This is a genomic window from Citrobacter sp. Cb023, from assembly GCF_030336805.1.
Classification (GTDB): Bacteria; Pseudomonadota; Gammaproteobacteria; order Enterobacterales; family Enterobacteriaceae; genus Citrobacter; species Citrobacter braakii.
Genome location: NZ_JAOWCV010000039.1, coordinates 39,137 through 58,408, shown reverse-complemented (window position 1 = coordinate 58,408; position 19,272 = coordinate 39,137). Strand labels below are relative to the sequence as shown.

The following is a 19,272-nucleotide window of genomic DNA, read 5'->3' as shown; positions in this document are numbered from 1 at the left end:
ATCACAACTCCGGGGTTAAATGAGCAAGAATTTGTTTAGCCTGAGTCGTCAGGCGATTACGAGAAAACATGAGTTGCAGACGGCCTCCACCAACCTGATGCCAGAGCACGGCAGCGCGAATGCCAGCCAGCAGGGAAGCGCGTACTTTAGCCTGAACCTGGGGGCTCTGAAGGATGGCTGGGGAGCCCGTAACCTGAATACGTGGGCCGAGTGGGCTGATGACGTCAACATAAATGCCTGCCATCGCACTCATCAACGTTTCTGACTGCAAATCAAAATGGTCCAGTTGGCGCTGCAAGCCGTTGATACGGTCTCCCAGCGTGTCCATAGCGCCTTTAGCGGCTGACAGCTTACGCTCCAGCACCATCAGGCTTAACGTATAGCGGGTGAGTTCCGCGTTCAGCCCCTGACGACTGCTGGCGTTGAGCACGCCGAGCATCGTTTCCAGACCTAAACGCAGGTTGGCCTCGCTGCCGCCAAACACGCCCAGCGTAGAGCTGGGATTCATGTCGATGACACTGTTCAGTGAAACGTGCAATGCATCGGCATCACAATGCCCCTGGTGCGCCAGTTCCTGCACCAGGCGTGCCGACTGACAAATGCCTGCCAGAGCGAGGGTGATGTCATAATAATTCTTTGCCACGTTCACTGCTTCCTTGTATTAGATGTGTAAGTAATTATACCGGCAGAGGCAATCGTTGTTCGATAATGCCGCCGCCGAGGCACACTTCGCCATTGTAAAAGACAGCCGACTGACCCGGCGTTACCGCCGCGACTGGCTCGTCGAAAATGACTTCAATACGTTCAGCATCCAGCGCCTTAACGGTGCACGGAATGTCGGTCTGACGATAGCGGGTTTTCACCGTGCAGCGCATTGTGCCGGTGAACGGTTCGCGATCGACCCAGTGCAGCTGTTGCGCCACCAGGCCAACGGACATCAGACGCGGGTGTTCATGACCCTGAGCAACAACCAGAATGTTGTTCTCGACATCTTTATCCACCACGTACCACGGATCTTCCGTGCCTTCTTTCGTCCCGCCAATGCCCAGACCTTTACGCTGACCCAGCGTGTGGTACATCAGGCCCTGATGCTGGCCAATCTCTTCGCCATCAACGGTGATGATTTTGCCAGGCTGAGCCGGCAGGTAACGACCGAGAAACTCGCGGAACTTACGTTCGCCGATGAAGCAGATACCGGTTGAGTCTTTTTTCTTGGCCGTAATCAGACCGAGATCTTCGGCAATTTTACGCACCTGCGGTTTTTCCAGTTCGCCTACCGGGAACAGGCTTTGCGCGATTTGTTCATGACCGAGCGTGTAGAGGAAATAGCTCTGGTCTTTATTGCCATCGAGTCCACGCAGCAGGCGGCTTTTGCCGTCGACGTCGGCGCGGCGCACGTAGTGACCGGTGGCGATATAATCGGCACCTAAATCTTCGGCGGCAAACTCGAGGAAGGCTTTAAACTTGATTTCTTTATTGCACAGAATATCGGGGTTTGGCGTACGGCCCGCTTTGTACTCTTCAAGGAACAGTTCAAAGACGTTGTCCCAGTATTCTGCAGCAAAGTTGACGGTATGCAGTTCAATGCCGAGTTTGTCACAGACAGCCTGCGCATCTGCAAGATCGGCGGCCGCTGTGCAATATTCCTCGCCATCGTCCTCTTCCCAGTTCTTCATGAACAGGCCTTCTACCTGATAACCCTGTTGTTGCAACAGCCAGGCAGAAACGGAGGAATCGACACCGCCGGACATGCCGACGATCACTTTTTTTGGGCTTTCAGACATAGGAATACTCACGACATTGAACTTCAAGGCGGCATATTCTAGCACGCAGCCCCTTACTTGACACCCTCTGTAAACGGCCAGTTAAATTCGCCGATCATCGCCAGCGGGTAGCGCTGTCCGCTCTGATAGCAACGAATACTCTCCGCAACCAACGGTGAACGCAGATTTGGCGCTGAGAGAACCTCTTCTGCGCTGACCCAGCGACAGCAATCTATATCGCTGTCATGAGGTTCAGTAGCGCACATATTGGCAAGCTCGATAGAAAACAGAAAACGTAAAAAGGGCGTTTTGTCCGGCGCAATCCATTGATGCATCCGGATGAAGTGTTGCGGCTGCGCTTTGATGCCCGTCTCTTCCCACAGTTCGCGAGCGGCGGCTTGCACCAGGGTTTCATCCGCTTCCAGATGTCCTGCAGGTTGATTCCACAGGGCTTTGCCATTGATTGTTTCCTCAACGACTAAGAACTTATCTTCTGCATGCACAATGCAGGCGACCGTGACGTGCGGTTTGAACATACCTGTTCCTTATTCAGTTAGTTGCATCCCGCCATTGACCGTTGGCGAGATTTTCCAGCGTGTAATCTCCCATGGCATAGCGGATGAGGCGCAGCGTCGGGAATCCAACATGCGCTGTCATACGACGTACCTGGCGGTTACGGCCTTCATATAAAGTAACTTTCAGCCAACTGGTGGGGATATTTTTCCGTTCCCGAATAGGCGGGTTTCTCGGCCACAGCCAGGTGGGTTCCTCTACTATTTCAATACCTGCGGGCAGCGTGGGACCATCATTGAGCGTCACCCCGGTACGCAGCGCATCCAGCGCTTCTGCTGTCGGCTCGCCTTCGACCTGGACGTAATAGATTTTCCCCGTGCGCTTGCCAGGTTGCGTTAACCGCGCCTGCAGCGCGCCGTCATTGGTCAGCACCAAAAGTCCTTCGCTGTCCCGGTCGAGTCGGCCCGCAGCATAGATTCCCGGCACGGGAATAAAATCTTTTAACGTGCTTCTGCCCGCCTCGTCAGTAAATTGTGGCAAAACATCGTAGGGTTTATTGAACAAAACCACGCGTTTTGGCTGGTTTTCTTTACGCTGCCTGGTGACTTGTCGTGAGCTGAATCGCTCAACCCGGTGATTTCTAAAAGAAGTTTTTTGCATGGTATTTTCAGATTATATCAATTGCCGCATTATAGCCTAAGAACGAGTGTCTTTCATGGCGACGAACATTAGGGTAGTATTGACATGCTCATTACAAAACATTAACAAAAAATTGCTCTAACGCATTCGTGCAGCAGGACGCAAACGCACATGCAGCGCGATGACAGACGAGCAGAACCAGAAGCGCTCGAAGGAGAGGTGAATGGAAAGCAAAGTAGTTGTTCCGGCGGAAGGTAAGAAGATCACCCTGCAAAACGGCAAACTCAACGTTCCTGAAAATCCGATTATCCCGTTCATTGAAGGCGACGGTATCGGCGTTGATGTAACCCCACCGATGATCAAAGTTGTCGATGCTGCTGTCGAGAAAGCCTATAAAGGCGAGCGTAAAATCTCCTGGATGGAAATCTACACCGGCGAGAAATCCACTCAGGTTTATGGCCAGGACGTCTGGCTGCCTGCTGAAACCCTTGATCTGATTCGTGAATATCGTGTTGCCATCAAAGGCCCACTGACCACCCCAGTTGGCGGCGGTATTCGCTCTCTGAACGTTGCCCTGCGTCAGGAACTTGACCTGTATGTCTGCCTGCGCCCGGTGCGTTATTACCAGGGCACGCCTAGCCCGGTTAAGCACCCTGAACTGACCGACATGGTCATCTTCCGTGAAAACTCCGAAGATATCTACGCAGGTATCGAATGGAAAGCGGACTCTGCAGATGCCGAGAAAGTGATTAAATTCCTACGCGAAGAGATGGGCGTGAAGAAAATCCGCTTCCCGGAGCATTGCGGTATTGGTATCAAACCGTGTTCTGAAGAAGGGACTAAACGTCTGGTTCGTGCGGCGATCGAATACGCCATCGCTAACGATCGTGATTCTGTTACCCTGGTACACAAAGGTAACATCATGAAATTCACCGAAGGCGCGTTCAAAGACTGGGGCTACCAGTTAGCGCGTGAAGAATTCGGTGGTGAACTGATCGACGGCGGTCCGTGGGTGAAAATCAAGAACCCGAAAACCGGCAAAGAGATCGTGGTTAAGGATGTTATCGCCGATGCGTTCCTGCAACAGATCCTGCTGCGTCCGGCTGAATATGATGTGATTGCCTGTATGAACCTGAACGGCGACTACATCTCCGATGCGCTGGCCGCACAGGTTGGTGGTATTGGTATCGCGCCGGGCGCGAACATCGGTGACGAATGTGCGCTGTTCGAAGCAACCCACGGTACTGCACCGAAGTATGCAGGTCAGGATAAAGTGAACCCAGGTTCCATTATTCTGTCCGCTGAAATGATGCTGCGCCACATGGGTTGGACCGAAGCGGCTGACTTAATTGTTAAAGGTATGGAAGGCGCGATCAACGCGAAAACCGTAACCTATGACTTTGAACGTCTGATGGACGGCGCTAAGCTGCTGAAATGTTCAGAGTTTGGTGACGCGATCATCGAAAACATGTAATGCCGTAATTTGTTAAATTTATTAACGGGAGCGTAACGCTCCCGTTATTTTTTGTTAGGCTGCTAACGGTTATCAAAATTTTATCAAAATAAGTTATCAAAACCCCCTTGGGAGTTTGGAGTAGGCTGGTCGGTCAGATGGCAGTTCTATTGCCAGGTCCCCATTTGACATTCCTCAGCTTTTTATTATTTCTGGTAGACGCTCGTTAATATCTAGCTTCATTCTGTGCCAGGAGCAGACGTTGCTTACATCGTGCTATATTTGTTTGTGAAGAAGATCCGGTCAAATAATTAATTAGTCAATTTGGGGATTGTTATGTTTTATCATGTGTAGCATGTTGCTACTGCAGACAATAATCTATTTTTAGCAAATATTTAAATCTCTGTAATAAGGACATAAGGTCGATGGACATAAAAAAAGTGGGTGGTGCTGGACTTCACGCAAGTGAGCTCAGAGCAATCAGTAAAATGGAGCAGCACTTCCAAAGCAGCTGGCACGGATTTGCGGGATTGGTTGCTTCGGATGCGCAAGGCGCAATGGAAATTGATTGCCTTATCATTACCCATGACCGTTTGCTTTTAGTTGAGCTCAAAGAATGGAATGGGGTAATCGAATATGACAACGGGATGTGGATCCAGAATGGTCAAAATCGTGGAAAAAGCCCTTTTGCCATCAAACGAGAACATGCTCTGCGCCTACAAAAATTACTTGATAGAGAGTTGTCGCACAACCTCGGTTATTGGCTCACAGTGGAAGCTCATGTAGTACTCTGTGGAAGCGCTACTCCAGACAATCTCCCTCAGATAGAAAGGCCTTTTGTACACTCACTCGATGAATTTCTTGCTATTCGGTCTCCAGAAAAGTATGACAATCTAGTCGCAAATAAAAAACTGGCCGGATTCTTCAACAATGGAAAAGCAAGACCAAACTCCGAAAAGTCTTTGCAGGTCATCTACAGATTTATCGAAGGACCAAAGATTCGGAAAAAAGAGCTTGTTGTTGGCAACTTTCAGGCGCACACAAACAAGTCTTGGTTTGCTCACCGGAACTCAATCTACAAAGAATATTTGGCTCAAGATAAAACAATGCCATCAGCGAAAGGATTGATCCGTCGCTGGGACTTTAATCAGTTGGGTACCATACATGCCTTACAGGCTACTTGGTCCGATATTGCTCTGCGCGAAAATCGGATAGGGAAATTTATTCGTGATAACAGCAATATGCGAGATTATCTGCTTAGGTATGTCAACGATGTTTCAGCAGATGACATCACAGAGGATTTTTGTGAGTTGTATGAGTTACCTCGAAATACAGAGCGTTTGGATGAGGTTATAGCAAGTGATTCTGCATCATGGTCTAAAGAGCAACGGATTGATAGGGTTCGAGCTCTACTAGCCCCTTTTGGTGACTTACATGCATTGAATATTGCTCACCGCGATGTAGACCCACACAACCTCTGGTATGCCAACAACCACGGTAGTATTTTGGCATCAGGTTTCGGTGCTGCGTTTTTTCCTGAAACAGGAACAGTGGTCGAACATCGAAAATTACTGCAAAGTTCACCAGTCGCACTGCCTGAAGATGCTATGTCTGAAGGCGAAATCATTGACGCTTTTCGTATCGATGTATTCCTGCTGGCATCTGTCGCTTATCAGATTTGTTTTAATCAAAAGCTTGAGCAAGTGGATGGTGTTCCCGAATGGACTCTTCCTGTAAACGATCCTTTCGATGGACTATTGAACTCTTGGTTTGAAAAAGCCTTATCTTGGGATGCCTCAGAACGTTTTGACGGCGCCCACAGCATGCTAGGAGAATTCAACTCCCTTACCGGAACATGTCCTGAAGAAGATAAAGAATCACAACAGATCTTTGAGCAGTTACTGCATAGTCCACACCGACGGCAAGAACTAACACCATACTTAATACTCCAGAATTTCCCACCATCCCCAGAGCAACTACAGCAAGCCTTCGAGGCTCTAGCCAGCGTAAGCAGTAAGAAATCATTCTTGGCTCATAAAGACAATCGGGAAATTCTAGTAAAGTTATGGGATAATGTTCAGATCTCTCAAAACCAGCCAGGCTCCAATCGTCGAGTATTGCAGTTTCTAAAACGATTGGAAAAGTTCCAAGAAGCAACTCTCGCAACTCCAAAAGTAATAGACTTTGGTCTAATGAATCCCCAAGGCTTATTTGTAGTCACAGAATATGTGGAGGGTGAAACCTGGTCACATTACTTGCTCGATTTAACTTTGTCTCAAGAAGAGAAGAGGGAGCTTGCAATTAATCTTATTAGTACTGTAATGGATTTCCACGAAAAAAGATTTGCCCATGGAGATTTGCATCCAGAGAATATTCTTGTGAAAGACAGCAATGCTGAACTGATCATGCTTGTAGATGTGGTTGATTACGGTAGTGAAACTGAGGCATTTAATACAGATTATGGTCCAGTAAACCCAGCCATTACTGATGCATATGGGAGAGACCGTTATGCTGTATTCAAGATTGTTGAGGAACTTTTCTCGGGAGACTTGCCAACACAAGTTCAAGAAGAACTCATTAGAGCTCGGGACAATCAAACACAAATTCCAATCGCCCTTGCTCCATTGCTCAATTCGCTGCATGAAGCTCTAGAACCAGAAGAATCAGAAGAACCAGAGGTTGAAGAAAAAGAGCCGATATTGTTGAGTTGGAGGGGTAACCTTCCGAGTGCTCCCACACTTTTGGATCCAATCGACGGCGGTTATTATTTCAACTGCAAATGGATTGATAGTCGAGTTAGTAATTCAAGTAATGAACTTGCTTGCTTTATTACAGGTAATACCGCTTATCTAAAAATTAACGTGGATGTTGAAGCACGTATCATTACCAAAGTCCGGTATACAACCTCCATTCCGCTAAGTGATGTTGTCAGCGCTCAACGACGTTCTGTTGGAAAAGTATCACAACTTATTGCTCTGAAGAATGGCCCTGTGGATGAAAGATGCTCTTTGGTGGATGAAATCCTAAGCATGGAAGCTGTCATCGATGCTATTATTGAGCGCTTTAATCTATCTGTAGACGTTTCAGACAGTCCTTTAACAGATGAAGAGCGCAAGGAATTATCTCCAGAGAGATTATGGAAGACATTAGCTGATTCAGAAGGGCAACTTCGTCAAACCTTCCAAATTGAATCGAATGCAGAGGATAAAGTGAGCGATAGTGGGTATCCAATGTACCCATATTCGTGTCTCGATGGACGGGACCTGCAGATAGATGTAGATGAGACCTACTACATCTATCAACCTAAGTCCGATGAAAAGCTTGGAGAACTCGTCGTCAACGAGACGAGCAGCAGTTTTGTAGCTATACAACCTGTCAACAATTGGGCCAATAAGCAGTTCACGCCTGGTAAGTCGTTTCAACTTGAATCCATTCGTAGCAAATCGTCAAGAGATCTTAGACTCAAGGCTTTGAACCGAGTTATGACTAAAAAATCGGTCATACCCAACTTGATTGACTACTTTGATGCCAGACAATCTCCTGCACTCAGGGAAATGACAGAGCGTCCATCCATCCAGAAGCTGCGAGAGTTATATGATGTACCTGGCCAGGAAACAAATAGCAAGCAACTCGAGGCATTTCAATTTTTGGTAGGACAAGGTCCTGTTGGAGTGCTTCAAGGTCCCCCTGGTACAGGGAAGACGACTTTCGTCAGTAAATTCATCCATTATCTGTTTGAGCATGCTGGTGCGAACAACATACTCCTGGTAGGACAGCAGCACTCTGCGGTCGATAATGTCGCAATAAAAGCCCGTGAACTATGTGCTGACAAAGGCCTGGAACTGGATACTATTCGAATCGGTAGTGAATCACTAATCGATGATCGTATGCTGCCAACACATAGCCGAGCTTTGCAACAAAAAATCCGTCACAAATTTCACAGGGAATATGACATACGAGTTAATGCTCTGTCCTCAAGACTGCAGCTACCACATGAACTTATTCAAGATGCAACACGAATGCACCGCAACCTAGCTCCCTTGCTAGCACAATTAGGACAGTTCCAACGTCAGCGAGAAAAACTTGTACGCACTGGTGGAGATTCCAATGAGATCCATGTAAACCAGTTAACGGAATTAATGCATCAGCGAAATCAGACGTTAGAAACAATTGAAACTATAATCCGACAACAATTCAACGGGGCGTTTGGCGAGTTGCCAACTGATAGTGAGCTTCTACTGGACAAGCTACTACAGATATTAGCTCAAAGTCATGGAGTGAATAATCCCGTTAAGGTAGACCGCCTACATCGATTGCTATCCTTAAGCCAAGAATGGCTTGATGTATTGCGCTCTGGAGAAGCTGGCTATGAACGTTTTATGTTAAAAACAAAACAATTAGCTTGCGGCACTCTAGTGGGGGTTGGACGTCGCAGTTTAGAGCTGGAGCAGACCCAATTTGATTGGGTTATTGTCGATGAAGCTGGTCGCGCCCAAGCCAGTGAGCTGATGGTAGCATTGCAAAGTGCGAAACGCGTTCTATTAGTGGGCGACCATAAACAATTACCTCCGTTTTATCAGAATGGGCATATAAAGCACGCAAGCAAACTACTTGATGTAAACAAAGAAGCTTTTCGAGAATCCGATTTCGAGCGAGCATTCAAGGCATGTGGTGGAGTAACACTGGATACACAATATCGGATGATTGAACCCATTGGTGACCTAGTCTCAGCATGTTTTTATGCCGACGATATCGGCAAATTACACACTGGGCGAGGACCAGTAAAATACTGGTACGACGAATTACCTTTCCCATGGAATAAAGGTGTTAGCTGGATAGATACCACCTCTGAACGGGGTGAGAAAGAGGCTAAACCAGGCTACATCAACCAACATGAAATAGATCTGTTATTACAGTCATTACGCGTTCTCGTTGAGACAGATGCTGTGGAACATCTGCAAAGAACGGTCACCAATGAACAACCTTATCCAATTGGAATTATTACCATGTACAGGGCGCAGAAAAATGAAATTGATACTCAACTCAATCAAGCTGAATGGATGGGACCGCTGCGCCATTTGATCCGAATTGATACCGTTGATTCCTACCAGGGTCAAGAAAACAAGATCATAATCCTTAGTTTAGTGCGAGATAATTCCGACGCTCTGCAGGGTTTCTTAAGGGATGCCCCCCGAATCAACGTAGCTATTTCTCGTGCTCAGGAGCGCTTAGTTATTCTTGGAGCAAGCAAAATGTGGCGTAAAGACAACAATGACTCTGCATTGGGCTCAGTGTATGAATACATCGCAGAGCAAGCAATACAACACAATAGCCATTACCAGATGATTACGACTCTTGAATTCAATAAGGAAGCCACACCACTATGATCCCGCTTTCGACAGAAACTAAAGCTCGTGTAGGGAATCGCATTACCATCCTTATTCCTGCTAGAAAATACATCATGAACTTAGCCTGGACTGAAGAAAAGCCGATGCCTGCTATTGAGCTATTTGCTTGTCGACTGCTCATACTCTTTGAACGAATGTTACCTCTCGAGTTACGTGAGTTCTTCGGACTTTCAGAACGCGAAGAGGAAGAATTACTAAATTCATTAGAAGATAAACGCCTAGCTACATTGGATCACCAGGGTTATCTAGTCCCGAGTCCACTGTTAAAGGGCCAAGTCGGCGATGGTGATGGTGTACCAATGTTGGTTAAATATAATGAGCAGACAGAACATGTGGTACTTGACGCTTTTGCTTTGTCTGTCCGTAAAGAACAAAGATTGAGTCGATTGATGTTTGGTTTGCCGGAACTTGCAATGCCTGAATCCCTAAAAGAATTAGGAATGGATAAAATCATTGAAGAGTTCAGTCGACAATTCCGCAGTTATCTTGAAATAACTCGCAACAACGAGCATGAACGTCAACGAACTCAACTTTATAAAGTGATGGGCTGCAGTTCAAGTGAAGTGCTACAGTTAGCAGTTGATATTGAATTCACCTATCTGCAGGCTAAGAGTGAACCAAAACAGTTTATTTGCTCTGTTGAACGGCTAGGGCCAAACCAAAGTCGCCCCCTCAATAGTAAGCTAGAAGCCCATATCGCAGATTTTCTAGGATCAAATTACATAGAAGAAAAAGGCACTGATGCGGAAACATACTGCCAACTAGCCGACGATCATATACTTAAGCCTTTCGTAAATGGCTACCGGGTAGATTATTCTGGTTGGATGCATGCTAGAGATGAAAGCAAGACTGGTTATGGCTCACCAGATACTCGAGGTGTTTTTGGGCCCATATATCTAGTTGAAAATCGACGTGATGCATTGCAATGGATTCGAAAAACTCTACACGAGCATAATGACGTTACTGAGCTAAAAGCACTATGGATGCCGAGTAACGTTCCATTGTGGGGAGCTAATTCGGAGGACATAGAGCACTTTGTACAAGGTCTAAAAAATATTCTTGAGCAAAGAGACAACGATGCAAAAGTATCCCTAATCCATCAAGGAAAAAAATGGGATGTTAGCCAGTACTTGATAAATATTTTCCCATATGGATTATCCACTCCACTAGAGCTGGATAGACTTGAATTGTTTGTTATTCCTGGTATTTTCGGTCTTATACAGTATCATGGTCAACCTAATAGTGATAGCGGAGTTAGTCTGCCCATTGGCTACATGACCAAAGATCCGGAACGAATTAAGTCTCTAGAGTTATTATTCCAATCTAGAATCGGAGACCTCAGCAAATTGAATAGTACATGGGGCTCTTCCGGAGAGTCCAAATCGCCAGCAAGCGAACGAGATCTTCTACCACAAAACTGGCTAACTAGGACTACCACCAGACCTATTCTTAGCCTGAATCGCTAACATCAAAGTCAGTTACCATAACTGGTAGCTGGCGTTTTAGTGATGTAATTAATGGACTGGTTTTCGGAGTAATTATTATATCGCCAGCCCCTTTTGATCAAAACCTCTCAATATAAGTTATGCCTTACTGACTTCCGCTCCTCGTTCAGAGCGGACTTTCATGTGTGGTGAGAAATTCAAGGTGGCGTTGAGACGCTTAAAGTTTCACAACGCTACTTTGCTCCATCCTTTACCTCGATCATCATGATAACGATCGGTTTGTTGTTGTGTTTTATGACTAAGTAGTTTTTGTGTGTCTAACCCCTGTTCTTTGTACAGACGTTCAGATAAAGACCTTTGTTCATGGAATGTTGCGGGCGAACCATCACCCCAGTCGATTCCTGCCAAATCCCTCGCTTTACTGAAATTCATCGTCAATGTGTTAGATTTAACCTGTGCCCCGCGTTCAGCCTGTGAAGTCGTACGGAAAAAATGTACAAGGTATGGGCTGACTGCATAGTCACGGCAGCGGGCTACTACATCGCGTAAACTCCAGTTAATCGCATTGAGGTGAAGAGAAAGAGGAATTGCGATTTTGCTCCCGGTCTTTTCCTGAATGACATGGAGATGATCATCCCAAATATCGCTGAATTTCATTTTAGATATATCCCCCAAACGTTGACCGGTAACCAGCGCTAACAACATTGCATTTCCCATGTAACGATGACTGGTGTCTGCGATATCGAATATTTTTTGCCATTCTTCTAGGCTGAGGCGTTGACGGGTAATTTTCCTTCTGGGTTGCTTCGTCGCAAGAGCAGGGTTATACCCAGGCGGAACTTCGCCATAATGCTGTGCTTCCTTAAACACATCGATCAATACAGACCTTACGACTTGGGCCATTCTCGGCTGTCCCGCAGAGATATACTCTTCAAGCAATTGTGCTATATCTCTGACATCAACGGTCGAGATCAACTTCATTCCTGCTCGTTCCCTGAGCAAGGATACTGGTTTGGCTTTTTGCTTATAGGTATTGAGTCTTATATCACCACTTTTGAGCCTGTCATCCTGGATCGCTTGATAGCGATCTAACCAGGTTGACGTTGTGATCGCTTTTCCTTTGCTGGTTGCGATCCTGTCACTGATGGCCAGAATCTGCCGGGTTCTTTGTTCAGCCAGGCGCGTATTGGCTTCAGTGGCAATAGCGATAGCTTCAGCTTCGTTTGTTCCCAAAGCATGGAATTTCCCTGTTATTGGATGCTTATACCGCCAATAGACTTTATTTACCTTCCGACTATAAAGTGGATATAAGTTAGGGACCGAAACATTATTTTTACGCGGTCTGGCTGCCATCACTCAAAATCCGTTGCAAAATTAATGAGTCATTTTTCTTAATTACTGGCGTTACCAGCTCTCCAACTAACTCGGCATCCTCACGCACTCGCCATAACCGACCTTGTTTCATGGCCGGTGGGCAAAATAAATTCTGCTTAGCATAACGACGCAATGTGGACACACTTGGAGGATTACTTCTGTATTTTTCAGAGGCCCATTCTTCAAGAGTTAACATTTGAAGCATATGCGATCACCTTGTTACTTCACTAACTGTTCAGTCTCTGCATATCGACCCTGCAAGGTCGGTTAGTTTCTCCACAAAACAGAGAAGAGCATCAGTGGCCACAACTATCAGGATGGATCGGGTTATGACCCCGTCATCCGGGAATACTTTTCTCTGTTTTGTAAAAAGGGCGGTACCAGAAAGGACTAAGGAAAAAACTGGTACCGCCAAAGCAATGGGAGTTGTGGCGGGATTGCCACTCAGGCGTATGGTCAACCTGACAATCCGGTGTCCTCAACTCGGGAAAGCGTAACACGGCCATACTTACCGCCGCGCCATTTCGCGGATTACCACAACGCTGAGAGCACTTAGCCAGTTAAGGCACCACATTTGTTGCGGAGCCATAAATGCTCTCATCGTTGCATCCTGGTCTCTTCCCAGGCGTCAAACCGAATCGCCACGCTGGTTAGGCGCCCTATACGTACCCTCATTGGCTTGCACATTCCGGCTACCTGACTTGTTCGCCGAGATAGGGGAGGTTTGCCCCTTTAGCGTTGCCAGACCGCTAACGACGCATGTGCCATACGCCGTGTTACAACCAAAGTTTCTTTGGCGTTTCGCCTGTTCGTTTGTCTGTGGGGAAAGATAATATGAAATTGCGCAATATGCAAGTGTGCATATTGCGAGATATGCAATTTACAGAGTAAAAAAAAGCCACCTATTGGTGGCTGATGAAGAGTATGCTGGCTTAATTGTGTCGCTTTAGGGTTTGCGACTGACTGATTAAGACCTTTCCAAAGACCATGAATCGGTGTTCATTTTCGCTGGTGATTCCCCATTCACGATAAATCTGGTTATCAGAAATTACCAACAGTTTGTCTGGGATCATTTGCAGTCGTTTAACGTATATTTTGTCGTCAAAACCAAAGACATAGATACCATCACCATCGAACTGATTGATGCTGACATCAACGAAGATCAAATCTCCAGGCTCAATGGTTGGACACATACTGTCCCCACGAACGTTGATGACTTTAATGTGATTGGCAGGCCGGCCGCCAAACATCGATAAAGCATTATCAGTTCTGTATTCGATAGCATGAATCACATCAATGACATCACCACCTTGGATAAGGCCATTTCCCGCACTGGCACTGACATCCAGCAATTCAATACGGAATACATCCTTCACCTGCTCATCACCCTCACTAACACTGTTTTTACATACAGTATTATTTTTGAGCTCAGAGGTAAAGAGATCAGCAATTTCAACATCTAAGCTCTTGGCTATATTGCCCAGGGCTTGCTCGGTAAATTGCTTCTGCTTACCTGTTTCAAGGCGTGAGATATTTGCCGAATCCACACCAATGGCTTCAGCTAGGTCGGCAATTTTCATGTTCTTCGCTTGGCGAAGTTGTCTAACTCGGTTTCCTATGCTCATGCGTTTATTACATTTCTTTATTGCGAGTTAAGCAAATCAACTTGCGCAATTTACTTGCGCAAAATAACATGCGAATGGCGCAACAATTGGAGGGTGTATGCAATCACCATTACGAAATGTGCGTAAGGCGCATGGTTTTACATTACAGCATGTAGCTGAGTGTGTTCATGTCAATCAGGCGACGTTAAGCCGCATTGAGAGACTGGAGCAGGTCCCATCTATCGATCTCGCGGAACGTCTCGCCAATTTTTTTAAGGGGGAAATTAGCGAAATGCAGATTCTCTACCCAGCTCGTTTTCAATCTAGCCAAAACCAGAGTGAGCTGAAACCACAAGAACAGGAGGTGAGCCGTGGGTAAACATCACTGGAAAGTAGAAAAACAGCCTGAGTGGTATGTGAAGGCTGTCAGGAAAACTATCGCGGCGCTGCCAGGGGGATATGCAGAAGCTGCTGACTGGCTGGATGTAACAGAGAACGCGCTCTTTAATCGCCTCCGCGCAGATGGCGATCAGATCTTCCCACTTGGTTGGGCAATGGTTTTACAACGTGCTGGTGGTACTCACCATATTGCTGATGCTGTAGCGCAATCTGCGAATGGTGTCTTTGTATCACTTCCGGAAGTTGAGGAAGTGGAGAACGCTGATATCAACCAGCGTCTGCTGGAAGCCATCGAGCAGGTTGGAAGCTACTCAAAGCAAATACGTTTAGCAATCGAAGATGGGGTGGTGGAACTTCATGAACGGATAGCCATCAACGATGAGCTTTTCCGGGCTATTACGAAGCTGCAGGAACACGCCACGCTGGTATACAAGATTTTTTGTGCCCCAGAAAGTAATGACGCCCACGAGTGTGCAGCTCTGGGCGCCGTGGCGTGTCGTGACTGTGGAGAAACTAACGCATGAACAGTTTAACGGCAAATAACTTTGTGTCGCAACAGCTGGTGAAGGCGATTACAGCCAGAACGGTTTCGGCGGCAGTCTCGAAGCAGGTAAAACTATCAGTCTGAATGAGAATACCTGGGCGCAGCCATACGTGCGGACAACGGCATTCCGGGCGGATACGAAGGATATCAGCCTGAATAATGGCATGAAAGCCAGTATCGGTGCGACCAAGTCTCTGCAGGCTGAGGCTGGAGTGAATCTGGGGATGACCCTTGACGCTGGAGGAAAAGAAGTCAAACCGTACCTGTCGGCGGCGGTGAATCATGAATTTTCGGACAACAACAAAGTCCGGATTAATGACAGCTACGATTTCAGGAACGACATCTCCGGGACGACCGGGAAATACGGACTGGGTGTCAGTGCGCAGTTGACTCCAAATGCCGGCGTCTGGGCTGAGGCACGTTATGAAAACGGGAAGCATACCGAGTCTCCGGTCACGGGTAGTGTCGGGTTCCGTTTTAATTTCTGAGCCATATCCTGAATACTGCAGGAATTAAACCATGCGCTGCGGGCGGAAGCTGAAAGGCTTCTGCCCGCGTTTATTTATATCAGAAAGCTTCTGTCTTGTATGATCGTTAACTTATGAATTATTAGTGAAAAAGAGTAACTTGCTGGTAATTATGTAAAACAGGCATGATTTAAAATCAATTTTTTGTGAAGTATCTAATAGATGCTGGCGGTTGTTTACACGCTAAAACGGTTATCAAAAATAAGAATTATATATTGATAATCAATAGGTTAAGAGGTGGCTGAAAGGCAGGGTATTAACAAGGGATTATTCATATTACTGTTATTTATCAGATGGTTGTGATTTAGGCATTTATCTACTGCTGCGCCACATGGGTTGGGTAGAAGCGGCTGACCTGATCGTTAAAGGTATGGAAGGCGCAATCAACGCCAAGACCGTAACCTATGACTTCGAACGTCTGATGGATGGCGCTAAGCTGCTGAAATGTTCTGAGTTTGGTGACGCAATCATCGAAAACATGTAATCCAGATTCTGGGTTGTGTGAGAACGGGAGCCGAGAGGTTCCCGTTTTTTTATGCCTGAACTCGCGGTTGCGTAATACGTAAACCACTCACAATTGCTGCCAGCGAGGCCAGAATGCCTGCGGCTATCAGCGAGACGTGCGTTCCACTGTCGCCAAACTGGTTTAGCATCAGCGCGACCAGCGCGGCCCCGGTACTCTGACCCAGCAAGCGCGCCGTCCCCAGCATACCGCTCGCCCCACCGCTGCGTTCACGCGGCGCGGAGGTGATGATGGTGTGATTATTTGGGGACTGGAACAAGCCAAAGCCCGCGCCGCACAGAATCATCGGCCAGATGATATTAAAATCGGAGGGGGAAACGGGCAGCAGCACCAGCGAAAACAACCCGCTGGCCATCAACGCCATGCCCAGTACGCCCAACAGCCCGGCGTGAACGCGTTCAATCAGATATCCCGCCAGCGGCGCCATCACCATGGTTGCCAGCGGCCATGGCGTCAACAGCAGGCCTGTTTCGACCTCGCTGCGTCCGAGCACCGTTTGCATAAAGAAGGGCAGGGAAACCAATGCCAGCATTTGTGCGCAGAATGAACATATCGAGGTACAAATCGAGAGTGAAAACAGTGGAATGCGTAACAGGTCAACCGGCAGTAACGGCACCTCCAGCGCGAGCTGGCGTCGGATAAAGAAAAAACCCACCACCATAAGCGCCACAAGCTCGGCACCAATCAGTTTTAGCGACTGTCCTTGTGCAAAGCCGCTGAGCGCCGTAATTAACAAGCCAAACGTTAAGGCATTCATTACCGCACTGGGCAGGTCAAAGCGTGGTTTAGTGCCGCGGGACGCATTGGGCGGCAAAAAGCGCATCGCCAGCAACAGGGCGACTATTCCCAGCGGGACGTTAATCAGAAACAGCCATTTCCAGGAGGCAAGAGAAAGAATTGCTGCGGCAATGGTCGGACCCGCGGCCGAGGAGACCGCGACGATAAAAGAGTTAATCCCCATCCCTCGCCCAAGCTGACGCTGGGGATAAATAAGTCGGATCAATGCCGTATTCACGCTCATTAGCGCCGCACCGCCAAAACCCTGGGCGACGCGAGCCAGCGTCAGCATGTGCAACGAATCTGACAAGGCACAAAATAGCGATGCAAGCAGGAACACGACCAGGCCACACTTATAAATGCGCCGGTAACCGAACATATCGCCTAAAAAAGAGAGGGACAGGAGCGAAACGACGATCGCGATTTGATAGGCGTTCACAATCCAGATTGAGCTGGCAGGTGAGGCCTGAAGATCGGCGGCGATAGTTGGCAGGGCCACGTTCGCTATTGCACCGTCGAGTACTGCCATAGAAATGCCAATAACAATGGTTAAAATTGCGCCATATCGCTGGGGCAATGGCAGACCATCGGCCTGAATTTTTTCCATAGAAAGTCGATATTTGTGGAATTTATGATGAGAGTATTAATTTTAGCATTGATATTCAGGTGTTAGGTCGCAGATTTGTAACTAAGTGAGCAAAGAGCGATTGCGAGGGTTGGTACGTGAAATTATAATAAAAACCGGTTCTGATTTTTATAAAACACTCGAAAGGGGTGATAAATGGCAATCGCAGATCTGGATAAGCAACCCGATTCTGTATCTTCCGTGCTGAAAGTTTTTGGCATTCTGCAGGCGCTGGGTGAAGAGCGCGAAATTGGTATTACCGAGTTGTCGCAACGCGTCATGATGTCGAAAAGCACCGTTTATCGCTTTTTGCAGACCATGAAAACGCTGGGTTATGTGGCACAGGAAGGGGAGTCTGAGAAATACTCACTGACCCTGAAATTATTCGAGCTGGGCGCGCGCGCGTTGCAAAACGTCGATCTTATCCGTAGCGCTGACATTCAGATGCGCGAACTTTCGCGCCTGACTAAAGAGACTGTACACCTCGGTGCGTTGGATGAAGACAGCATTGTCTACATTCACAAAATCGACTCTATGTACAATCTGCGCATGTATTCCCGCGTTGGTCGTCGTAATCCGCTGTACAGTACGGCTATCGGTAAAGTTCTGCTGGCATGGCGTGACCGCGATGAAGTGAAGCAGATTCTGGATGGCATTGAGTACAAACGCAGCACCGATCGTACCATTACGAATACTGATGAATTACTGCTACTGCTGGATAAAGTACGTGAGCAGGGTTACGGCGAAGATAACGAAGAACAGGAAGAAGGCCTGCGCTGCATCGGCGTACCGGTGTTTGACCGTTTCGGCGTGGTTATTGCGGGGTTGAGTATTTCATTCCCAACGCTGCGTTTCTCAGAAGAGCGTTTACACGAGTATGTGGCAATGCTGCATACGGCAGCGCGCAAGATTTCAGAACAAATGGGCTATAACGACTATCCGTTCTAATCTGACGTAATCGCGAATGTTAAAAACCCCAGGTATTTTGTACCTGGGGTTTTTATGAACAGTCATAACGTTACCTGGCGTAAAAAACGTATCGAATGTAATGTTGCATTATTAGCCGTTATCGATAATGACCGTGCTTTTCCTTAACAAGGGACAATCCGACAGGCCAATGATACCGCTACTGGTGTGGACGTACTGTGCCGTGCTGGTTCCACGGGCAGTCAGATATTGGCATTGCAGACCCAGACCGGCAGCATTCTCCTTACTTCCAATCAAAATTCCATAGCCGCTCAATAATAAACCGATCCAAACCAGAGCTAACAACACAATAGCGCGGATAATCAGACGCATTACAACCTCTTATCTTTTCTCATTGTTATTAGATTAGCCTGTACACGGTATGAAACAAGTCAATCATTCCTAAAAAGATTGAATGCCTATACAGTTAACGCTGGGTTTAGGTAACGCATGATAATTTATAGACATAAGATGTGGAGTTGAAGAGTGGAGCTGGAGTGAAAAAAATACGCTGGGTAGTGCTGATTGTTGTTGTACTGGTATGCATACTGATGTGGGCGCAGGTGTTCAACATCATGTGCGATCAGGACGTACAATTTTTCAGCGGTATTTGTGCCTTCAATAAATTTATTCCCTGGTAAGCGCATTTTCGCAACAGTTGATTACCTTCTTGTGCGGCAGTGGTAAACTACACTGTCTACATTGAGGTGGT

Annotated in this window: 16 protein-coding genes and 3 pseudogenes; 9 read left to right on the top strand and 10 right to left on the bottom strand. The window is 47.1% G+C overall.

Annotated features, from left to right (window positions below):
- Position 1: 1 nt before the first annotated feature.
- Genes hflD through rluE form a run of 4 tightly spaced genes read right to left on the bottom strand, consistent with a single transcriptional unit; the run spans position 2 to position 2,936 of the window.
- Complete coding sequence (hflD, locus tag OGW44_RS19970; RefSeq protein WP_016153409.1) at positions 2-643, bottom strand: high frequency lysogenization protein HflD; 642 nt, start codon at positions 641-643, stop codon at positions 2-4.
- Between the two features lie 34 nt (positions 644-677).
- Positions 678-1,784: a tRNA 2-thiouridine(34) synthase MnmA gene (gene mnmA / locus OGW44_RS19965; protein WP_003832402.1), complete on the bottom strand. Its 1,107-nt coding sequence runs from the start codon at positions 1,782-1,784 to the stop codon at positions 678-680.
- Positions 1,785-1,837: 53 nt separating this feature from the next.
- Positions 1,838-2,299: an NUDIX hydrolase gene (locus OGW44_RS19960; protein WP_016153407.1), complete on the bottom strand. Its 462-nt coding sequence runs from the start codon at positions 2,297-2,299 to the stop codon at positions 1,838-1,840.
- Positions 2,300-2,312: 13 nt separating this feature from the next.
- Positions 2,313-2,936 carry a 23S rRNA pseudouridine(2457) synthase RluE gene (gene rluE, locus OGW44_RS19955; protein WP_016156800.1) on the bottom strand — a complete coding sequence of 208 codons (624 nt, stop codon included), beginning with the start codon at positions 2,934-2,936 and terminating at the stop codon, positions 2,313-2,315.
- A gap of 202 nt (positions 2,937-3,138) precedes the next feature.
- Between rluE and icd the strand changes: the two genes are divergently transcribed.
- The 3 genes from icd to OGW44_RS19940 all read left to right on the top strand — a co-directional run bounded on the left by icd (position 3,139) and on the right by OGW44_RS19940 (position 11,242).
- Complete coding sequence (icd, locus tag OGW44_RS19950; protein WP_003841892.1) at positions 3,139-4,389, top strand: NADP-dependent isocitrate dehydrogenase; 1,251 nt, start codon at positions 3,139-3,141, stop codon at positions 4,387-4,389.
- 404 nt (positions 4,390-4,793) lie between these two features.
- Positions 4,794-9,755 (top strand): AAA domain-containing protein, encoded by a 4,962-nt coding sequence (locus OGW44_RS19945; RefSeq protein WP_185655102.1) that lies wholly within the window; start codon positions 4,794-4,796, stop codon positions 9,753-9,755.
- Positions 9,752-11,242 carry a hypothetical protein gene (locus tag OGW44_RS19940; RefSeq protein WP_185655103.1) on the top strand — a complete coding sequence of 497 codons (1,491 nt, stop codon included), beginning with the start codon at positions 9,752-9,754 and terminating at the stop codon, positions 11,240-11,242. The genes OGW44_RS19945 and OGW44_RS19940 overlap by 4 nt, the downstream gene beginning before the upstream one ends.
- Before the next feature lie 204 nt (positions 11,243-11,446).
- Here the strand turns inward: OGW44_RS19940 and OGW44_RS19935 are convergent, their stop codons facing one another.
- The 4 genes and pseudogenes from OGW44_RS19935 to OGW44_RS19920 all read right to left on the bottom strand — a co-directional run bounded on the left by OGW44_RS19935 (position 11,447) and on the right by OGW44_RS19920 (position 14,220).
- Positions 11,447-12,574: a site-specific integrase gene (locus OGW44_RS19935; protein ID WP_185655104.1), complete on the bottom strand. Its 1,128-nt coding sequence runs from the start codon at positions 12,572-12,574 to the stop codon at positions 11,447-11,449.
- Positions 12,555-12,800: an excisionase gene (locus tag OGW44_RS19930; protein WP_185655105.1), complete on the bottom strand. Its 246-nt coding sequence runs from the start codon at positions 12,798-12,800 to the stop codon at positions 12,555-12,557. Before OGW44_RS19930 ends, OGW44_RS19935 begins: the two co-directional genes overlap by 20 nt.
- Positions 12,801-12,830: 30 nt before the next feature.
- Positions 12,831-13,016, bottom strand: a pseudogene (locus OGW44_RS19925) (hypothetical protein); the annotation flags it as partial.
- Between the two features lie 511 nt (positions 13,017-13,527).
- Positions 13,528-14,220, bottom strand: a complete 693-nt coding sequence (locus OGW44_RS19920; RefSeq protein ID WP_181638118.1) for an XRE family transcriptional regulator — start codon at positions 14,218-14,220, stop codon at positions 13,528-13,530.
- Between the two features lie 97 nt (positions 14,221-14,317).
- On the opposite strand from OGW44_RS19920, the gene OGW44_RS19915 reads away from it, so the two are divergent.
- The 4 genes and pseudogenes from OGW44_RS19915 to OGW44_RS19900 all read left to right on the top strand — a co-directional run.
- Positions 14,318-14,578 (top strand): helix-turn-helix transcriptional regulator, encoded by a 261-nt coding sequence (locus OGW44_RS19915; protein WP_181638117.1) that lies wholly within the window; start codon positions 14,318-14,320, stop codon positions 14,576-14,578.
- The gene (gene ymfL, locus OGW44_RS19910) at positions 14,571-15,122 is read left to right on the top strand and encodes a protein YmfL (RefSeq protein ID WP_185655106.1); all 552 of its coding nucleotides are present in this window, start codon (positions 14,571-14,573) and stop codon (positions 15,120-15,122) included. Before OGW44_RS19915 ends, ymfL begins: the two co-directional genes overlap by 8 nt.
- Positions 15,123-15,153: 31 nt before the next feature.
- A pseudogene (locus OGW44_RS19905) lies at positions 15,154-15,630 on the top strand (autotransporter outer membrane beta-barrel domain-containing protein); the annotation flags it as partial.
- 358 nt (positions 15,631-15,988) lie between these two features.
- Positions 15,989-16,153 (top strand): annotated as a pseudogene (locus OGW44_RS19900) (NADP-dependent isocitrate dehydrogenase); the annotation flags it as partial.
- Positions 16,154-16,202: 49 nt separating this feature from the next.
- Here OGW44_RS19900 and OGW44_RS19895 read toward each other — a convergent pair.
- Complete coding sequence (locus tag OGW44_RS19895; protein ID WP_185655107.1) at positions 16,203-17,576, bottom strand: MFS transporter; 1,374 nt, start codon at positions 17,574-17,576, stop codon at positions 16,203-16,205.
- Between the two features lie 174 nt (positions 17,577-17,750).
- On the opposite strand from OGW44_RS19895, the gene kdgR reads away from it, so the two are divergent.
- Positions 17,751-18,542, top strand: coding sequence for a DNA-binding transcriptional regulator KdgR (gene kdgR / locus OGW44_RS19890; protein WP_016156798.1), 792 nt, complete (start codon positions 17,751-17,753; stop codon positions 18,540-18,542).
- 111 nt (positions 18,543-18,653) lie between these two features.
- On the opposite strand, the gene OGW44_RS19885 is transcribed toward kdgR, so the two are convergent.
- A complete protein-coding gene (locus tag OGW44_RS19885; RefSeq protein WP_016153403.1) occupies positions 18,654-18,893 on the bottom strand; it encodes a YobH family protein in 240 nt (79 codons plus the stop codon).
- 164 nt (positions 18,894-19,057) lie between these two features.
- Between OGW44_RS19885 and mgrB the strand changes: the two genes are divergently transcribed.
- Positions 19,058-19,201: a PhoP/PhoQ regulatory lipoprotein MgrB gene (mgrB, locus tag OGW44_RS19880; protein ID WP_016153402.1), complete on the top strand. Its 144-nt coding sequence runs from the start codon at positions 19,058-19,060 to the stop codon at positions 19,199-19,201.
- Positions 19,202-19,272: the final 71 nt, after the last annotated feature.